Genomic DNA, 17,543 nt, shown 5'->3' on the forward strand with positions numbered 1-17,543 from the left:
AAAATATCCACGATATTTGTCACTCAAAGACGACGGACGCTATGACACGCGGCTGGCTGGCAGCGGCGGCAGCGCGCCCGACTTCCGCTGCACGGCCGAAGCGTCGCACGACCGGACGTTGCCCGACGCATTCGCGCCGTTCTTCGACGACTGGCGCGCGGCCGTCGCCGCGCTGTCGCTGCAGCACGCGGCCGTCGCCCATGTCGAGGACTGCGACCGCCTCGCATATGCGTCGATCGACTTGCCGATCGACGTCGATGCGGTGCGGCCGCTGAAGACGGTCGGGCCCGCGGGCGGCGACTTCCTCGCCCGCATCGGCGCGACCGGCGAACCGCTGTGCTTCGTCGTGCCCGACGTCGCATTCCGCGTACTGTCCGAGCGGCTGCTGTAGCGCGATGTTCAAGCACGCGTTGCCGCGCGACCTGTCGGTACTCGACGCGTAATCCCGCCGCACAAAACACACGGCCGCCCGAAGGCGGCCGCGCGAAACACCGTGGACGACCGGCTTACTTGCTGTAGTCGTACACCCCACGCCCGGTCTTGCGCCCGAGCCTGCCTGCCGACACCATCTCGCGCAGCAGCGGACACGCGCGATACTTCGGGTCGCCGAAGTCCTTCAGGAACACGTCCATCACCGCGAGGCACACGTCGAGGCCCACGAGGTCGGCCAGCGCGAGCGGCCCGATCGGGTGGTTCGCGCCGAGCTTCATCCCCGCGTCGATTTCCTCGGCCGACGCGATGCCTTCAGCCAGCACGAAGAACGCCTCGTTGATCATCGGCACCAGGATCCGGTTCACGACGAAGCCCGGCGAGTTGCGCACGCCGATCGGCGACTTGTCGAAACGCTCGGTCAGCGCGCGCACGGCCGACGCGGTCGCGTCGCTCGTCTGCAGCCCGCGGATGATCTCGACGAGCGGCATCAGCGGCACCGGGTTGAAGAAGTGCATGCCGAGAAAACGCGACGGATCGGCGAGCGGCGCCGCGAGCGCGGTGATCGAGATCGACGACGTGTTGGTCGCGATGATCGCGTCCGGGCGCGCGACGGCCTCGATCTGCTTCAGGATGCGGCCCTTCAGCTCGACGTTCTCGGTCGCGGCCTCGATCACGATGTCGACCGCGGCAAGCTTCGCGTAGTCGGTCGACGTCGTGATGCGCGCGAGCGCCGCATCGCGGGCGTCGGCCGCGAGCTTGTCCTTCGACACGAGCCGCTCGAGGCTGCCCTTCAGCGTCGCGAGGCCCTTGTCGAGCGCGGCGTCGCTGACGTCGATCATCACGACGTTCAGTCCTGCAACGGCGGCGGTTTGCGCAATGCCGTTACCCATGGTTCCGGCGCCCACGACGCCGACGGTTTCGATGGCCATGACGATTCCTGTGTATTCGGAGGCTGAGCGGTCGATTATCAGATGTTCTCGAAGATCGCGGCAATCCCCTGGCCGCCGCCGATACACATCGTCACGAGCGCGTAACGCCCGCCGATGCGCTTCAGCTCGTACAGCGCCTTCACCGTGATCAGCGCGCCGGTCGCGCCGATCGGGTGACCGAGCGAGATGCCGGAGCCGTTCGGGTTGACCTTGGCCGGATCGAGGCCGAGCTCCTGCGTGACCGCGCACGCCTGCGCGGCGAACGCTTCGTTCGCTTCGATCACGTCGAGATCGGTGATCTTCAGGCCCGCGCGTTCGAGCGCCTTCTGCGTGGCCGGCACCGGGCCGATGCCCATGTACGCCGGATCGACGCCCGCATGCGCATACGCGACGAGGCGCGCGAGCGGCTTCACGCCCTGCGCGCGTGCGGTGTCCGCGCTCATCATCAGCACGGCGGCGGCCGCATCGTTGATGCCCGATGCGTTGCCGGCCGTCACGGTGCCGTTCTCCTTCGCGAACACCGGCTTCAGCTTCGAGAAGTCGTCCGGGCCCGCGTCGTGCCGCACGTGCTCGTCGGTGTCGAACGCGACTTCGCCCTTCTTCGTGCGGATCGAGATCGGCAGGATCTGGTCCTTGAAGCGGCCTTCGGCGATCGCGCGCGCCGCGCGACGATGCGATTCGAGCGCCAGCGCATCCTGCGCGTCACGCGAGATGTCGTATTTTTTGGCGACGTTCTCGGCCGTCACGCCCATGTGGATCGTCTGGAACGGGTCGTGCAGCGCGCCGAGCATCATGTCGACGAGCTTCGCGTCACCCATGCGCTGGCCGAAGCGCGCGGCCGGCACCGTGTACGGCGCGCGGCTCATGCTCTCCGAGCCGCCGCCGATCGCGATGTCGGCATCGCCGAGCATGATCGTCTGCGCGGCCGACACGATCGCCTGCAGACCCGAGCCGCACAGGCGGTTCACGGTCAGCGCCGGCGTGTGCTGCGCGACGCCGCCGTTGATCGCCGCGACGCGTGCGAGATACATGTCCTTCGGCTCGGTGTTCACGACGTGGCCGAACACGACGTGCCCGACCGCATCGCCCGGCACGTTCGCGCGCGACAGCACTTCGGCGACCACCTTCGCGCCGAGGTCGGTCGGCGAGAAATCCTTCAGGCTGCCGCCGAAATCACCGATCGCGGTACGGACACCGCTCACCACCACGACTTCCTTCGCTGCATTGCTCATCGTCTCACTCCGGTTCGTTCGCGCCCGCGGGCGCGGGGATGCGTTGCGTTACATGTTCGGGTAGTTCGGCCCGCCGCCGCCTTCGGGCGTGACCCACACGATGTTCTGCGTCGGATCCTTGATGTCGCACGTCTTGCAGTGCACGCAGTTCTGCGCGTTGATCACGAGCCGATCGCCGCCGTCGTCGTTCTTCACGAACTCGTACACGGCCGCGGGGCAGAAGCGCGCCTCCGGCCCCGCGTACGTGCGCAGGTTCACGTTCACCGGCACGCTCGCATCCTTCAGCGTCAGGTGCGCCGGCTGGTTCTCCTCGTGGTTCGTGTTCGAGATGAACACCGACGACAGCCGGTCGAACGTCAGCTTGCCGTCCGGCTTCGGATACGCGATCGGCTCGCACTGCGACGCCGGCTTCAGCATCTCGTGGTCCGCGTGCTGGTGATGCAGCGTCCACGGCACGTTGCCGCCCATCACCTTCTGCTCGAGCCCGACCATCAGCGTGCCCAGGTACAGGCCCTTCGCCATCCATTGCTTGAAGTTGCGCGCGCGGTACAGCTCCGTGTACAGCCACGATTGCTTGAACGCATCGGGGTACGCGTTCAGCTCGTCCGACTGACGGCCGGCCTGCACCGCGTCGAATGCGGCGTCGGCCGCGAGCATGCCGGTCTTGATCGCCGCGTGGCTGCCCTTGATCCGCGATGCGTTCAGGAAGCCCGCGTCGTCGCCGATCAGCGCGCCGCCCGGGAACACCGTCTTCGGCAGCGACAGCAGGCCGCCCGCGGTGATCGCCCGCGCGCCGTACGACACGCGCTTGCCACCTTCCAGGAACGCGCGGATCGACGGGTGCGTCTTGTAGCGCTGGAATTCCTCGAACGGCGACAGGTACGGGTTCGTGTAGCCCAGGCCCACCACGAAGCCGACCACGACCTGGTTGTTGTCCATGTGATACAGGAACGAGCCGCCGTACGTGTCGGACTTCAGCGGCCAGCCGGCCGTGTGGATCACGAGGCCCGGCTTGTGCTTCGCGGGATCGATTTCCCACAGTTCCTTGATGCCGATCCCGTACGCCTGCGGATCGGCGTTCGCGTCGAGCTTGAACGTCGAGATCAGCTGACGGCCGAGGTGGCCGCGGCAGCCTTCGGCAAACAGCGTGTACTTCGCGTGCAATTCCATGCCGAGCTGGAAGTTCTCGGTCGGCTCGCCGTCCTTGCCCACGCCCATGTTGCCGGTGGCGACGCCCTTCACCGAGCCGTCGTCGTTATAGAGAATCTCTGCAGCCGGGAAGCCGGGGAAGATCTCGACGCCCAGCGCCTCGGCCTGCTGGCCGAGCCAGCGCGTGACGTTGCCCAGCGAAATCACGTAGTTGCCGTGATTCTTGAAGTTGTCCGGCAGCGCCCAGTTCGGCGTCGTGACGGCGCTCTTCTCGGACAGGAACAGGAAGCGGTCTTCGCTCACCTCGACGTCGAGCGGCGCGCCGCGTTCCTTCCAGTCGGGAAACAGCTCGGTGATCGCGCGCGGGTCCATCACCGCGCCCGACAGGATGTGCGCGCCGATTTCGGAACCCTTCTCGAGCACGCACACGCCGATCTCGGTGCCTTTCTCGGCGGCCAGCTGCTTGAGCCGGATCGCGGCAGACAGCCCGGCGGGGCCGCCGCCGACGATCACGACGTCGTATTCCATCGATTCGCGCGGGCCGTATTGCGCGAGCAAGTCCTGTGTGGTCAAAATCCTGTCTCCTGCTGCGTCCCGACCGTCAGCGGTCAGAACTGGTCTTCCGTCAACGCGAGCACGCTCTCGTTGCCCTTCGCGCCGACGATCGACGCTTCGAGCGCACTCGCCTGCACGAGCACGTGCTCCGCATAGCATTGCGCGATCGCGATCTTCGCGTCGAAGAACGCGACGTCGCTCGCGCGGTTCGCGTGCGCAGCCAGCAGTGCGCGCGCCATCTGCCAGCCACACAGCACGACGCCCGCGAGCTTCAGGTACGGCACGCTGCCCGCGAACACCGCGTTCGGGTCCTGTTTCGCGTTCGCCAGCACGTAGTCGACCACCGCCGACAACGCGCGCGCCCCCTTCTCCAGTTGCGCCTTCATCGATGCGGCCGCCGCGCCGTCGAGCTTGCCGAGCGCCGCGACCGTGTCGCCGATCTCGGCGATCAGCGCCTTCGCGACCGCGCCGCCGTCGCGCAGCGTCTTGCGGCCGACGAGGTCGTTCGCCTGGATCGCGGTCGTGCCTTCGTAGATCGCGAGGATCCGCGCGTCGCGGTAGTACTGCGCGGCGCCGGTTTCCTCGATGAAGCCCATCCCGCCGTGCACCTGCACGCCGAGGCTCGCCACGTCGTTCACCATCTCGGTGCTCCAGCCCTTCACGACCGGCACCAGATATTCGTAGATCGCCTGATGACGCGCGCGCGTCGCCTCGTCCGAATGGCGGTGCGCAATGTCGCTGTGCGCGGCGGCCACGTAGGCGAGCGCGCGCGCGCCTTCGGTCAGCGCACGCATCGTGCCGAGCATCCGGCGCACGTCCGGGTGATGGATGATCGTCACCGACTGCTTCGCCGAGCCGTCCACCGGGCGGCTCTGCACGCGTTCCTTCGCGAATGCGGCGGCCTTCTGGTACGCGCGGTCGGCCACGCCGATCCCCTGCATCCCGACGCCGAAGCGCGCCGCGTTCATCATGATGAACATGTATTCGAGGCCGCGATTCTCTTCGCCGACCAGGTAACCGATCGCGCCGCCGTGATCGCCGTATTGCAGCACCGCGGTCGGGCTCGCCTTGATCCCGAGCTTGTGCTCGATCGACACGCAGTGCACGTCGTTGCGCGCGCCGAGCGAACCGTCTTCGTTGACCATGAACTTCGGCACGATGAACAGCGAAATGCCCTTCACGCCTTCCGGTGCGTTCGGCGTGCGCGCCAGCACCAGGTGGACGATGTTGTCCGCCATGTCGTGCTCGCCCCACGTGATGAAGATCTTCGTGCCGAACACCTTGTACGTGCCGTCGCCCTGCGGCTCCGCGCGCGAGCGCACCAGCGCGAGATCCGACCCGGCTTGCGGCTCGGTCAGGTTCATCGTGCCGGTCCATTCGCCGGAGATCAGCTTCGGCACGTAGCGCTGCTTCTGCTCGTCGGTGCCGGCCGTCAGCAGCGCCTCGATCGCGCCGTCGGTGAGCAGCGGACACAACGCGAACGACAGGTTCGATGCGTTCAGCATCTCGATGCACGGCGTCGCGATCAGCTTCGGCAGGCCCTGGCCGTCGTATTCGGCCGGATGCTGCAGCCCCTGCCAGCCGCCCTCGACGAACTGACGGAACGCTGCGCCGAAGCCCGGCGTCGCGGTCACGACGCCATCCTTCCAGCTGCTCGGGTTGCGGTCGCCTTCGACGTTCAGCGGCGCCAGCACCTCGCCGCAGAATTTCGCGGATTCGTCGAGCACGGCCTGCGCCGTGTCGACACCCGCATCCTCGAAGCCCGGCAACTGCGCAACGGCGTCGATGCCTGCGAGTTCCTTCAGCACGAACAGCATGTCCTTGACGGGGGCGTTATAGCTCATGGTCGATGTTCCATTCAGGCGGTGAATAGGGGCGCCACAGGGGCCGGTACGGCAGAACCGGCCAGTGCCGGGCGACGCAATGGGCCATCCTAACGCCGGGGATCCCAATCTCCATTGTCATATCCGGCCCACATGGTGACAAAACCGGCCACGGCGCACGCCGCACGCGATCCTTGCGCGCGGCGGTGAAGCCCGCCGGGCGGGCGTCGGCGCCCGATCCGTCCGTCTCGACAATGGCGGCAACGCGCGCCAAAAAACGGCCGGGTGCACGCGCGTCTCCCCGGCTCGAAGCGGCAAAGGGAGCCCGTTATGGGAGTGTCCTCTGAAAAACCGGCCATGAATACCGCCAAGGAGCCGGTTATGGGATGCGATCCGTGAACCCGTGAAACCGCGAATCAGCGACACCCGGCCCCACTCCGGCGTCACGCGCGGCGCCGATACGTCCCCGGCGTACTGCCCGTCCAGTGCCGGAACGCGCGATGAAACGCGCTCGGATCGTCGAAGCCGATATCGGCGCCGATCGCTGCGATCGTGTCGGGCGTATCGGTCAGCCGCTGGATCGCGACATCGCGCCGCAGCTCGTCCTTCAGCACCTGGAACGTCGTCCCTTCGGCGGCCAGATGGCGGCTCAGCGTGCGCACCGAGCAATGCAGGTGCTCGGCCGCCTGATCGATCACGGGCAGATCCGGCAGCGCCGCCGACAGGTATTGCCGCACGCGATGGCACACGAGCTGTTCGCTGAACGATTCGAAGATCCAGTCGCCGGGCGCGCGCGCGAGGAACTTGCGCAGGTTGCGCTTGCTCTGCCGGATCGGCGCGTCGAGGTAATCGGCGCTGAAGCGCATCAGCGTGCGCGCGCAGTCGAACTGCACGGCCCCGGTGAAGAAGTACAGGTGATCGACCGCATGGCGCGGCCGCGGGCACGCGAACTCGATCTGCAGCAGCGGAATTTTCTGCCCGATCAGCCAGGAGCACACGCCGTGCACGAGCTTGAGCATCAGCTCCTGGCCGAGCGCGCCGATCGGTCCGATGGCGTCGTTCGGACGCAGCAGCACCTGCGCGACGAGCTCGTCGCGCTTCGATTCGACGAAGAAATCGTCGAGCAGGATATGGAAGAATTGCCCGAAACGATGCAGCGCCGTTTCGAGGTTGCGCGCATCGAGCAGGCTCAGGCACAGGTACTTCAGCGTGCCGCCGCGCAACGGGCGCGAGAAGATGCCGGGCATCTCGTCGTCGAGGTCGATCGCGAGCGTGCGGTACAGCGTCGAGAACTGCTCCTCCGTCACCCGCGCGTGCGGCTCGCCGAGCAGCTCGATCGGAATGCCGGCGCCGCGCAGGTAGCGCTCGACCACGTCGCGCTGCACGCCCGCGCTCGCGAGAAAACCGTTGACGAGCGAGATCGGCACCGTCGCGCTCGGCGACGGCAGCGCACGCCCGGGCTGGGCGGAAAGTGAATCTGAGCCGGTCATCGCGTCCCCGTCGATCGAACCGACCGCATTGTACTTGAGCGGCCCGCGCGCCACCTTCGGGGCTTTCCACGCACACCGCGCCGCGCAGCCGCGGCCGCGCGGCGGGTCGCGGCGCCGTCATCAGTCGGTGCGGCTGAGTTCCCGGCGCAGGATCTTGCCGACCGTCGACTTCGGCAGCCGGTCGACGAAGCGCACGAGCTTCGGCACCTTGTACGCGGCCAGGCTCGCGCGGCAATGCGCGACGAGATGCGCTTCGGTCACGTCGGCGTCCGGCGCCAGCACCACGAACAGCTTGACGGCCTCGCCCGTACGCGGGTCCGGCACGCCGATGCACGCGCATTCGGCGACGCCCGGCAGCGCGGTCGCGACCGCCTCCACCTCGTTCGGATACACGTTGAAGCCGGACACGATGATCATGTCCTTCTTGCGGTCGACGATCCGCAGGAAGCCGGCCGCGTCGAACACGCCGACATCGCCGGTGCGGAAATAGCCGTCCGCGGTGAACGCGGCCGCATTCGCGTCCGGCTTCTGCCAGTAGCCGCTCATCACCTGCGGCCCCTTCACGCAGATCTCGCCCGCTTCGCCGATCGCCACCTCGCGATCCTGGTCGTCGAGCAACTTCACGTCGGTTGACGGCAGCGGCAGGCCCGTGGTGCCCGTGAACCGGTCGATCGACTGCGGGTTGAACGACACGACCGGCGACGTTTCCGACAGCCCGTAGCCTTCGCGGATGAAATTACCCGTCACCGCCTTCCAGCGCGACGAGATCACGTCGATCACCGCCGCGCCGCCGCCGGCCGACAGCTTCAGCCGCGACCAGTCGACCTCCTTCAGCCGCGGATGGCCGGCAAGCCCCGCGTACAGCGTGTTCACGCCGACGAACACGGTCGGCCGCGCGGCCTTCAGCACGTCGACGAACCGGTCCATGTCGCGCGGGTTCGCGACGAGCCAGTTCTGCGCGCCGATCGCGAAGTAGGACAGGAAGTTCACCGTCAGCGCGAAGATGTGATAGAGCGGGATCGCCGTGACGATGACCTCTTCGCCCGGCTGGCGCGCATCCGGCACGATCGCCGCGAACTGCGCGACGTTCGCGACGAGGTTGCGATGCGACAGCGCCGCGCCCTTCGACAGGCCGGTCGTGCCGCCCGTGTATTGCAGCAGCAACAGGTCCGCGCCGCTTTGCGCAACCGGCTCGCACGCGAGCGATTCGCCGGCGGCGATGGCGTGCGCGAGCGCGGTCGAACCGGGCGGCAGCGCGTCGCACGCGCCGGCCGGCGCATCGACGACGCCGAGATCGTCGCGCCCCACGCTCAGCACGGTGCGCACGCGCGTGCCGCCGACCACGTCCGCGAACGTGCCCATCGACCCGCCGCAGACGATCGCCACCTCGACCCCCGCGTCGTTGAGCTGATGCTCGAGCTCGCGCGCGGTGTAGTGCGGATTCACGTTGACCTGGACCGCGCCGATCTTCGCGACGGCGACGAACACGACCGGAAACGCGAGCACGTTGGGCAGCATCACGGCCACGCGATCGCCCTTGCGCACGCCGACGACCTGCTGCAGATACGCGGCCAGCGCGCTCGACAGGCGCTCGACATCGGCATAGGTGAGCGTGCGGCCGAACGCATGGAACGCCGGACGGTCGGCGAAGCGGCGCATCGCGTCGTCCAGCAGCGCGCTGACGGAGGGATGGCGGTCGGCGTCGATCTCGGCGGGGATCGGGCCATACGACCCGGTCCAGTGTCTGTTCGTCATGTCTCACTCCTCTGGGGACGGCACGCCAGCCTGCGTGCCGTTCGCACGGCGGCCTGCACGCCGGAAGGACGCGGGCCGCCGCCTGATCGGCGACTATCGCGCGCACGACGCGCTTTGCAAATGATCCGGGCGGCCGAAAACATGATCGAAACGGACAGGCGAGGCGCGTGCCTGCGCAACATCGCACGGCGAACGCCTGTCCGCCCGGGCAGCTCCGTCGGCGCCTCAGGGTGAACCCGGTGGCGAATGGGACCGTTCCCGAGCAGAATTGCGTGCCGTCAACGATATCGATTCGGACGCAGGATCCCCGTCATGCCGCGCAGTGCGCTCTCGAAACCTCCCCATGCCCAGCCTACCGGGCTGCCGGACGCCGCCGCCGCCCACGCGTTGCGCGAGCAGCGCTTCACGCCGGCCAAGCTGGCCGTGCTCGTCGACGTGGCCGCGCAAGCCGGCCTCGACCCGGCGACGGTGCTCGCCGGCACCGGCCTCGCGCCGGCCGACGTCGCGGACCCGTTCACGCTCACGTCGCCGCTGCAGTTCCTGACGGCCGCGCGCAATGCGGTCGGCCGGTACGACGGCACCGACCTCGGCGTACGCGTCGGCCGCCTGCTGCGCGCGTCGAGCTACGGCATGTACGGCTACGCGATGCTGTGCTCGGAATCGCTCGCGCGTGCGTTCGATTCGGCCGTCAAATATCACCGGCTCGCGAACGGCATGCTGCCGATCCGCTGGGTCGAACAGGGCGATACCGCATCGTGGCTGTTTCCGGACCGCCACGAAGTCGCGCTGCCCGATCTCGATGAGCCGCTGTACCGTTTCCTGATCGACATGCAGTTCGCGCTGCACGTGACGATCATCAAGGACGTGATGGGTGCGTGGTGCGTGCCCGCGCGCGCGCAGTTCGCGCAGCCGCGGCCGCCGCACGGGGCGCTGCTGACCGACGCGCTCGAATGCCCGATCGCGTTCGACCAGCCGCATCACGTGCTCAGCTATCCGGCGGCATGGCTCGCGCGCGCGCCTCAGCTCGCGAATCCGATCACGGCCGCGCAGGTGTCGTCGCACTGCGCACAACTGCTCGACGCATTACGCAGCCAGTCGGGCATTACGCGACGCGTGTACGAGGAGCTCACCCGCACGCCGGGACAATTCCCGGACATCGACGCGATCGCCGAGCGCCTGTGCATGACGTCGCGCACGCTGCGCCGCAAGCTCGAAGCCGAAGGCACGTCGTACAGCGAACTGCTGACGAGCGTGCGCAAGGCGCTCGCGATCGACTATCTCGGCACGACCACGCTCAGCACCGAGGATATCGCGCTGACGCTGGGCTTCAGCGATGCAGTGGGATTCCGCCACGCGTTCAAGCGCTGGACCGGCACGACGCCGAGCGACGTGCGGCGCAAGCGCGGCAAGTAGCGCCTGCCGAGCGCGGTCAGCGCGTACCGTCGCCCGCCGCCGGCGACGCGACCGCCAGCGCGAACTCGAACACCGCACCGCGCCCTTCCCGGTCGACGAGCCGGATGCCGCTGCCGTTGAGCGCCAGCATCCGGTGCACGATCAGCAGGCCCAGCCCGCCGCTCGTCGCGGTGCCGCCGCTCATCGGCCGCTGCGGCCGCTGGAACAGCCCTTCGCGCCGTGCGGCCGGAATCCCTTCCCCGGTATCCGACACGGTCACGATCACGCGATCGCCGTGCGTCTCCAGCGCGATCTCGACCTCGCCGTGCGAAGGCGTGTGCCGCAGCGCGTTGTCGAGCAGGTTGGTCAGCACGCGCTCGATCATCCCGAGATCGGCCGATACGACCGGCACGCGCGGCGGAATCCGCGCATGCAGCGCGACGCCGCGCGATTGCGCGGCCAGCTCGAATTTCTGGAACACGTCCTGCACGAGATCGACGAGCGAGAACGGCTCGCGCTCGGCCTGCACGCCGCCCGATTCGAGCCGCGCGAGTTCGAACAGCGCCTGCGCGAGCCGCCCGACCTTCGCGCTCTGCGCGAGCGCGATCGACAGGTAGCGCCGCCGCTCGGGCTCGGGCAGCGTGTCGGCCTTCAGCGACAGCGTCTCCAGATAGCCGTGCAGCGACGTCAGCGGCGTGCGCAGGTCGTGCGAGATGTTCGTGATCAGTTCGCGCCGCTGCTGGTCCTGACGCGTCAGCGCGCGCCACTGGTCGCCGATCCGGTCGGCCATTTGCGCGAACGCGGATTCGAGCACCGCGATGTCGTCGCCGCGGCGGCCCGGCGGCAAGTGCAGCACCGGCGGCGGCGTGTCGGGCGTGTTGAGCGTGTCGGCCCCACCCGGCGCGCGGGGCGCACCGTTCGCGTCGAAGTCGCGCATCGCGGCCGTCAGCCGGCGCAGCGGGCGCGTGATGAAGCCGAATGCGACGAGGCCCGCGAGCAGGCCGAGCAGCGCGACGATCGCCATCGACCACAGCGTCGTGCGCAGCACGTTGCCGGCGTCGACGCGCGCGGCGAGCCGGTCATGCGCCTCGCCGAGCAGCACCACGTAGATGTAGCCGGACGGCGGCTGCCCCGCGCGCTGCAGCGGCGCGGCGCTGAACACCTTGCGCGCGTCCGGGCTGCGCGGATCGTCGCCGAGGATCGGCAGCGGCTCGCCCGCGATGAAGCGCTGCACGGGCGCGAGATCGACGCGGTCGCGCTTCACGTGGCCGGGCGGCGCGTCGTCGCCCTTGATGCGCCCCGCGTTGTCGAGCAGGTACACCTCGACGCTCGGGTTCACGCCCATCAACTGGCCGAACAGCGTGCGCACGGCGTCGGGGCGCAGCCCGTTCGCGTCCATCAGCGGCGCACTATTGGCGATGTTGGCGGCCAGGTCGCGCGACAGCGCCTGCACGACTTCCTTCTCGCGCATGTCGTTCGCGCGGATCTGCAGCCACGCCGACGCGCCCGAGCACGCGAGCAGCAGGATCGAGAACACGAGCGACAGCCGCCGGGTGAGCGTGAGCTTCATCATGCGTCCCGCTGGCCCGGCGCGGCGAGCTTGTAGCCGCGCCCCCACACGGTGAGGATCCGCACGGGCTCGGCCGGATCGGCCTCGATCTTCGCGCGCAGGCGGTTGATGTGGGTGTTGACCGTGTGTTCGTAGCCTTCGTGCTGGTAGCCCCACACGGCGTTCAGCAGATCCATCCGCGAGAACACCTTGCCCGGGTGCCGCGCGAAGAAATACAGCAGGTCGAATTCGCGCGGCGTGAGGTCGATGCGTGCGCCGTCGACGCTCGCCTCGCGCGCGATCGGGTCGATCGCGAGCCCCGCGACGTCGAGCGTGCCCGCGTCGATCCGCGAATCGCGCGCGAGCGCATCGACGCGCCGCAGCAGCGCCTTCACGCGCGCGACGAGTTCGAGCACCGAGAACGGCTTCGCGAGGTAGTCGTCGGCGCCGAGTTCGAGGCCGAGGATCCGGTGCACCTCGCTCGACCGCGCGCTCGTGATGATGATCGGCGTATAGCGCGTCATCGCCCGCGCGCGCCGGCAGATCTCGAGGCCGTCGACGCCCGGCAGCATCAGGTCGAGGATCAGCGCGTCCCAGTTGCCCTGTTCGAGCAGGCGCAGCCCTTCGGCGCCGTCCGCGCTGTGCACGACCTCGTAGCGCTCGTCGCGCAGGTGCAGGCTCAGCACGTCGGCAATGTCGGCGTCGTCCTCGACGATCAGGATGCGTTTCGGTTGGTCCATGGCGGTGGGCGGCGGCACGTAGGAGCGGGGCTCAATAACGGTGATCGGCGGGCGATCGGCCCGGATCGAAGCGCGGCGGGAGGCCGCGCTGCCGTCATTGTGCAAAATTTTGCGGCGGCGAGGGGTCACATTTCGTTTAAGTTTGGATCGTGCGCGTGATGTGAGCCCCTATCCGCGAGGCTTCCCGCTCCGGCCCCTCAAACTCGATTCCACGCCCCCCGCAATAGACACGAAAAAAGTGCGCGAGATGCCCCGTGCCGCCCTTTCCCTCGGCGCGGCGCGCGGCCGGCATCCGTGCGGCCGCCGCTGCAAGAACGAGCGCGGCGCCGAATGCCAGCCTGACCGAGCCGCTATCGGTCGATGATCGAAAAGGCGACCTCCGTCAGCCGGCCGCCCTGCCCCGCGTTACGCCGCGGCCGCTTCGGCCCAGGGCGGCCGGAAATCCAGACCGAGATGCTGGCTGATCGCCGCATCGAGCCGCTCGACCGCGTCCCGCTCGATCCGCGTGATGCCCGGATGCCAGATATCGACCAGCAGGCAAACCCGCGGCTCGTCGCTGTCGTTCCAGCTCTCATGTTCGAACGTATCGTCGAAAATGATCGCGCGCCGGTCCGGCCACTCGCGCGTCTCGTCGCCGACGCGCAGTCGCGAGCCATGCGGCACGATCAGCGGAAGCTGGCAGGTCAGCTTGAGATTGGTCGTGTCCGAATGCGGCGGAATCCGCGTGCCGCCCTGGATCACCGAAAAGATGAACGCGCCGCTCGGGCTGAGGAAATCCTGCACCTCGCGCATCAGCGCCGCGGTGCGCGGGCAACGGCGGCAATTCTCCTCGACCTCCGGCTCGCCCTTGCGCCTGAAATAGAACGACCCCCAGTCGTTGCGCCGGATCGACTCGAACCGTCCCGCCACCTGTTCTTCGTACGGCAGCAGCATCGACGTGGTGACCTGCGCGAGGAACTCCTCGCGCAGCACGTCGACCGACGCCTCGAGCGTCGACGTGAACGCCTCGAGCTCCGGATAATCGGACGCGTCGTACCACGGCTTCCCGTCGAGCCCCGGGAAATAGAACAGCAGCGGCCGCTGATGTTTCGGCAGCGCGGGCAACGGAACCCGCCCCGTATTGATGTCGACGAACGCGATCACGCGTTCGAGCGCCGCCCTCCCGTACTGCGACACGAGCGCATCCAGCGTGTCGTGAATCGCATTGCTCATCTCCTGTTTCAAAGTCGCTCTCCTTGGCTATCGTGGGGTGACAAACGAAAAAGATTGCCGCTACCGCATGACGCATCGCACCTGCATCGAACCGGCGCGCCCGGCCCTACACGCGCGCCGTCGCCTTTGCTTCTTCCACCGGGTCGGCGGCCCAGCCGCCGATCGTCGCGCCGTATCCGGACGCCGCCGCGACCAGCACGCCGACGCCGCACCACACCGCCTGCACGCCCCACTGGCTGACCAGGTAGCCGAGCAGGACCGACGCGATCATGCTGCCGAGCTGGAACACCAGCGAAAAGAACGAGACGGCGCGCGATCGCAGCGCATCGGGCGTGCGGTGATGCAGCACCGCGTTGACCACCGCGCCGGCGATGCCGAGGCACAGCGCGACCCCGCTCAGCACGATGCCGAACGCGACGACGTGATTCGCCCAGCGCGTCAGCACGAGGCTCACGGCGAGCCCGGCGAACGGCAGCGTCACGGCGAGCGCTGGCCGCGCGGCGCATTGCTTCATCACGCGATACGACACCCAGCCGCCCGCGCCCTTCACGACCAGCATCAGCGTGAGGAACAGGCCGAACGCCCAGGTCGCGCCATGCATCGGCACGAGCGTCTTCAACACGACCGGCCAGTAGCTCTCCAGCACCGACACGACGCCGCCGAGCAGCATGCAGAGCAGGATCAGCGGCCGCACCGCGCCGCCGTGCCACGTGAACCGGACCAGTTCCCGAAGATCGTCGAGAATCCTGCCGGCGGGCACCGCCTCGTGCGGCGCCTGCTCCGCCTCGGCGAAAAACCACGACGTGAGACCCAGCAGCACGACGAACAAGCCGCATGCGAGCGCGAGGCCGATCTTGTACGGGTTGTCGAACAGCCGGCTGCCGATCAGGTCCGGGAGCACGCCGCCGACCAGCGACATGCTCGCCAGCCCGAGCGCGGAAGCCAGCTCCGCACGGCCGAGAAAATACGGAATCCGCTTCGTTTCGCCGTGCTCGCGCAGCAGGCCGACATACCACGCGTCGACGGTCCCGGAACTCATCGCGCGCGCGATGCCGAAGCTCGCCGCCGCGAGGTACAGCATCGGCTTCTGGCTGAAGCACAGCATCAGCGCGCAGCCGACGCTGTTCATCAGCAGCGATACGCGATAGGTCCGGATGCGGCCCACGCGGTCGGCCATCGCGCCGAACGGCAGCTCCAGCGCGATGGTCGACAGGCTGAACAGCGCCGCGTAAAGCCCGATCTCGAACAGCGTGAAATGGTTGTGCAGCAGGAACAGCGTGACGACCGGCAGCACGAGGCCGAAGGTACCCCACAACGCCGCCTGCTGCAGGCAGTACCGCAGGTGGACGGTCATCGGCTGTCCTTGTCGCCGGACTCGAGCAGCAGGTACTCGCCGTCTTCCGCGCTGCCGGCGCCGATCTCGGCGAAGCCGCACGCCGCATAGAACGCCAGCGCCGGCGCGTTGGCGCGCAGGCACTTGAGCCGATAGCGGGTGGCCGGCCAGCCCGGCAGCGCGCGCAGCAGCGCGCGGCCGACGCCGCTGCGGTGGTGCGGCCGGGACACGTGCAGGTGGTGGATGAAATGGTCGGGTTCCCAGACCGACACGAAGCCGGCGAGTCGCCCGCTTGCGTCCTCGGCGACCCTCAGCCGCTCGCCTTCCGTCTGGGCGTCGAAGTCGGCCGGCTGGAACGCGCCGGCCGGCACCCAGACGAAGGTCTCGCGGCGCGAGTGCAGGAACAGCTCGCGCAGGGCCGGCGTATCGGCGGCCACTGCGTCACGTACGATGATCTTCATGATTCGCTTCCCTTGCAGCGGACGTGGTTGCCGGGTCGGCGCAGCCCGGCAGGCTCGCCATCACGTCGGCGACGAAGCGTTCGGTGTCCCAGCTGTGGTCCACCGTCGCGCCCAGCCGCGTGATGACCACGCGGCACGACGGCACGATCACCACCAGCTGGTGATTGAAGCCGTCCATCATCACCAGGTCCTCGGGCAGCGACGGAAACCGGCGCGCGCCGCCGGCGCCGGCATTCAGCCAAAGATGCGCACCGAGCCGGCCGTCGTGCCGGGTCGCCTCGGGCGTCGCCATGAAACGCACCCAGTCCTCATCGACGATGCGCGCGCCGCGCCACACGCCGTGCTGCAGGATCAACTGGCCGAGCTTCGACCAGTCCCGCGCCGATGCCAGCATGTAGCTGCTGCCGACCAGCGTGCCCGACGCGTCGGGCTCCATCATCGCGGTGCGGATGCCGAGCGGCTCGAACAGCCGCGCCCGTGCGAACGGCACGATGTCGAGCGGCCGCGGCGAGACCGCGCGCGCGATGATCTTCGCGACCAGCACGCTGCCGCCGCTCTGGTAGTCCACCTCGCGGCCGGGCGCGATCTTCAGCGGCCGGCTCGCGACGAAGCGCGCCATGTCGGTCGACTGGTACAGCATCTTCGTCGTGTCCGAGCCGGGCAGATAGCCTTCCCGGTAGTCCAGCCCGCTCGTCCATTGCAGCAAGTCGCGCAACCGGATCGCCTGGCGCGGGTCGCCGGACGACGCCCAGTCGTCCAGCAGGCGATCCTGCGCGAGCGTCAGTTTGCCGTCGCGGGCCAATACGCCCGCCAGCAATGCGGTGACGGTCTTCGTCATCGACCAGCCGAGCAACGGGGTATCGGCCGTGACGCCCGGCGCGTACCGCTCGCCGACGAGCTTGCCGTCCTGCCGCACGACCACCGCCAGCGTGTTGCGCAGCGATCCGGGCGCCGGCTCCGCCACCGCGCGATCCAGCACGGCGCCCAGCGCCGGCGGCGGATCGGACGGTATGACATCGTCGAGGTTGTCGGCCTCGGCCGACGCGCCCGGCAGCGCGAGGCCATCGCCCTCCACGCGCAACGCGTCGATCGCGTCGGCCGGCGCGATCGTGCAGCCGAGGCCCGGCCGGTACAACGCGACCGTCGAGCGCAGCACGCCGAGCCCTGCGGCCTCGACGGTCTGTCGCGCACGGTCGATCCGGTACGTGACGAAGTCGAACAACGGATTGATCGGCTGCACCTCGCGCGCGAACACGGCGCGCGCATCGCCGTCGCTACCGTCGCTACCGTCGCCGCCGGCGAGCACGCGCGCGCACAGGTAATGCGACGCATAGCCGGTCGCGGCGGGCAGCGCCCAATACAGCAGGCCCACGGCAGCGGCCAGCAACAGCATGACCGTGACGGCGAGAATCTTGACGGCGGTAGCGACACGGGACGGAGGACGATCCGGCATGGGGAGTGTTTTCCTCGTTCGACGATTCGACGAGACGA

Annotated in this window: 13 protein-coding genes and 1 pseudogene; 2 read left to right on the forward strand and 12 right to left on the reverse strand. The window is 68.6% G+C overall.

Annotated features, from left to right (window positions below; all coding sequences use genetic code 11):
• The first annotated feature begins 16 nt into the window (after nt 1-16).
• The gene (locus KR541_RS35130; protein WP_235356311.1) at nt 17-391 is read left to right on the forward strand and encodes a hypothetical protein; all 375 of its coding nucleotides are present in this window, start codon (nt 17-19) and stop codon (nt 389-391) included.
• 115 nt (nt 392-506) lie between these two features.
• Here the strand turns inward: KR541_RS35130 and KR541_RS35135 are convergent, their stop codons facing one another.
• The 6 genes and pseudogenes from KR541_RS35135 to KR541_RS35160 form a co-directional block, all read right to left on the reverse strand.
• Nucleotides 507-1,361 (reverse strand): 3-hydroxybutyryl-CoA dehydrogenase, encoded by an 855-nt coding sequence (locus tag KR541_RS35135; protein ID WP_050017772.1) that lies wholly within the window; start codon nt 1,359-1,361, stop codon nt 507-509.
• A gap of 38 nt (nt 1,362-1,399) precedes the next feature.
• Entirely contained in the window at nt 1,400-2,593 is a 1,194-nt protein-coding gene (bktB, locus tag KR541_RS35140; RefSeq protein ID WP_050017773.1) for a beta-ketothiolase BktB, read from the reverse strand.
• 48 nt (nt 2,594-2,641) lie between these two features.
• The gene (locus KR541_RS35145) at nt 2,642-4,270 is read right to left on the reverse strand and encodes an electron transfer flavoprotein-ubiquinone oxidoreductase (protein ID WP_124681709.1); all 1,629 of its coding nucleotides are present in this window, start codon (nt 4,268-4,270) and stop codon (nt 2,642-2,644) included.
• 80 nt (nt 4,271-4,350) lie between these two features.
• Nucleotides 4,351-6,141 carry an acyl-CoA dehydrogenase gene (locus KR541_RS35150; protein WP_050016025.1) on the reverse strand — a complete coding sequence of 597 codons (1,791 nt, stop codon included), beginning with the start codon at nt 6,139-6,141 and terminating at the stop codon, nt 4,351-4,353.
• A gap of 422 nt (nt 6,142-6,563) precedes the next feature.
• Nucleotides 6,564-7,684 (reverse strand): annotated as a pseudogene (locus KR541_RS35155) (AraC family transcriptional regulator).
• A gap of 46 nt (nt 7,685-7,730) precedes the next feature.
• On the reverse strand, nt 7,731-9,365 hold the full coding sequence (locus KR541_RS35160) for an AMP-binding protein (RefSeq protein WP_124557485.1): 1,635 nt from the start codon (nt 9,363-9,365) through the stop codon (nt 7,731-7,733).
• A 312-nt stretch (nt 9,366-9,677) separates the two neighbouring features.
• Here KR541_RS35160 and KR541_RS35165 point away from each other — a divergent pair, with 312 nt between their 5' ends.
• Complete coding sequence (locus KR541_RS35165; protein ID WP_050016032.1) at nt 9,678-10,778, forward strand: AraC family transcriptional regulator; 1,101 nt, start codon at nt 9,678-9,680, stop codon at nt 10,776-10,778.
• A 16-nt stretch (nt 10,779-10,794) separates the two neighbouring features.
• Here KR541_RS35165 and KR541_RS35170 read toward each other — a convergent pair whose 3' ends face one another.
• From KR541_RS35170 to KR541_RS35195, 6 genes are all read right to left on the reverse strand, one after another.
• On the reverse strand, nt 10,795-12,327 hold the full coding sequence (locus KR541_RS35170; protein WP_124631913.1) for a sensor histidine kinase: 1,533 nt from the start codon (nt 12,325-12,327) through the stop codon (nt 10,795-10,797).
• On the reverse strand, nt 12,327-13,046 hold the full coding sequence (locus KR541_RS35175; protein ID WP_050016036.1) for a response regulator transcription factor: 720 nt from the start codon (nt 13,044-13,046) through the stop codon (nt 12,327-12,329). The genes KR541_RS35170 and KR541_RS35175 overlap by 1 nt, the downstream gene beginning before the upstream one ends.
• Before the next feature lie 405 nt (nt 13,047-13,451).
• The gene (locus tag KR541_RS35180; protein ID WP_050016037.1) at nt 13,452-14,258 is read right to left on the reverse strand and encodes an aspartyl/asparaginyl beta-hydroxylase domain-containing protein; all 807 of its coding nucleotides are present in this window, start codon (nt 14,256-14,258) and stop codon (nt 13,452-13,454) included.
• Nucleotides 14,259-14,364: 106 nt separating this feature from the next.
• On the reverse strand, nt 14,365-15,612 hold the full coding sequence (locus KR541_RS35185) for an MFS transporter (RefSeq protein ID WP_050016040.1): 1,248 nt from the start codon (nt 15,610-15,612) through the stop codon (nt 14,365-14,367).
• Entirely contained in the window at nt 15,609-16,052 is a 444-nt protein-coding gene (locus KR541_RS35190; RefSeq protein ID WP_050016042.1) for a GNAT family N-acetyltransferase, read from the reverse strand. The genes KR541_RS35185 and KR541_RS35190 overlap by 4 nt, the downstream gene beginning before the upstream one ends.
• Entirely contained in the window at nt 16,033-17,505 is a 1,473-nt protein-coding gene (locus tag KR541_RS35195) for a serine hydrolase domain-containing protein (RefSeq protein ID WP_124631914.1), read from the reverse strand. Before KR541_RS35195 ends, KR541_RS35190 begins: the two co-directional genes overlap by 20 nt.
• Nucleotides 17,506-17,543 lie beyond the last annotated feature (38 nt).

Source organism: Burkholderia sola (assembly GCF_905400185.1).
Lineage (GTDB): Bacteria > Pseudomonadota > Gammaproteobacteria > Burkholderiales > Burkholderiaceae > Burkholderia > Burkholderia sola.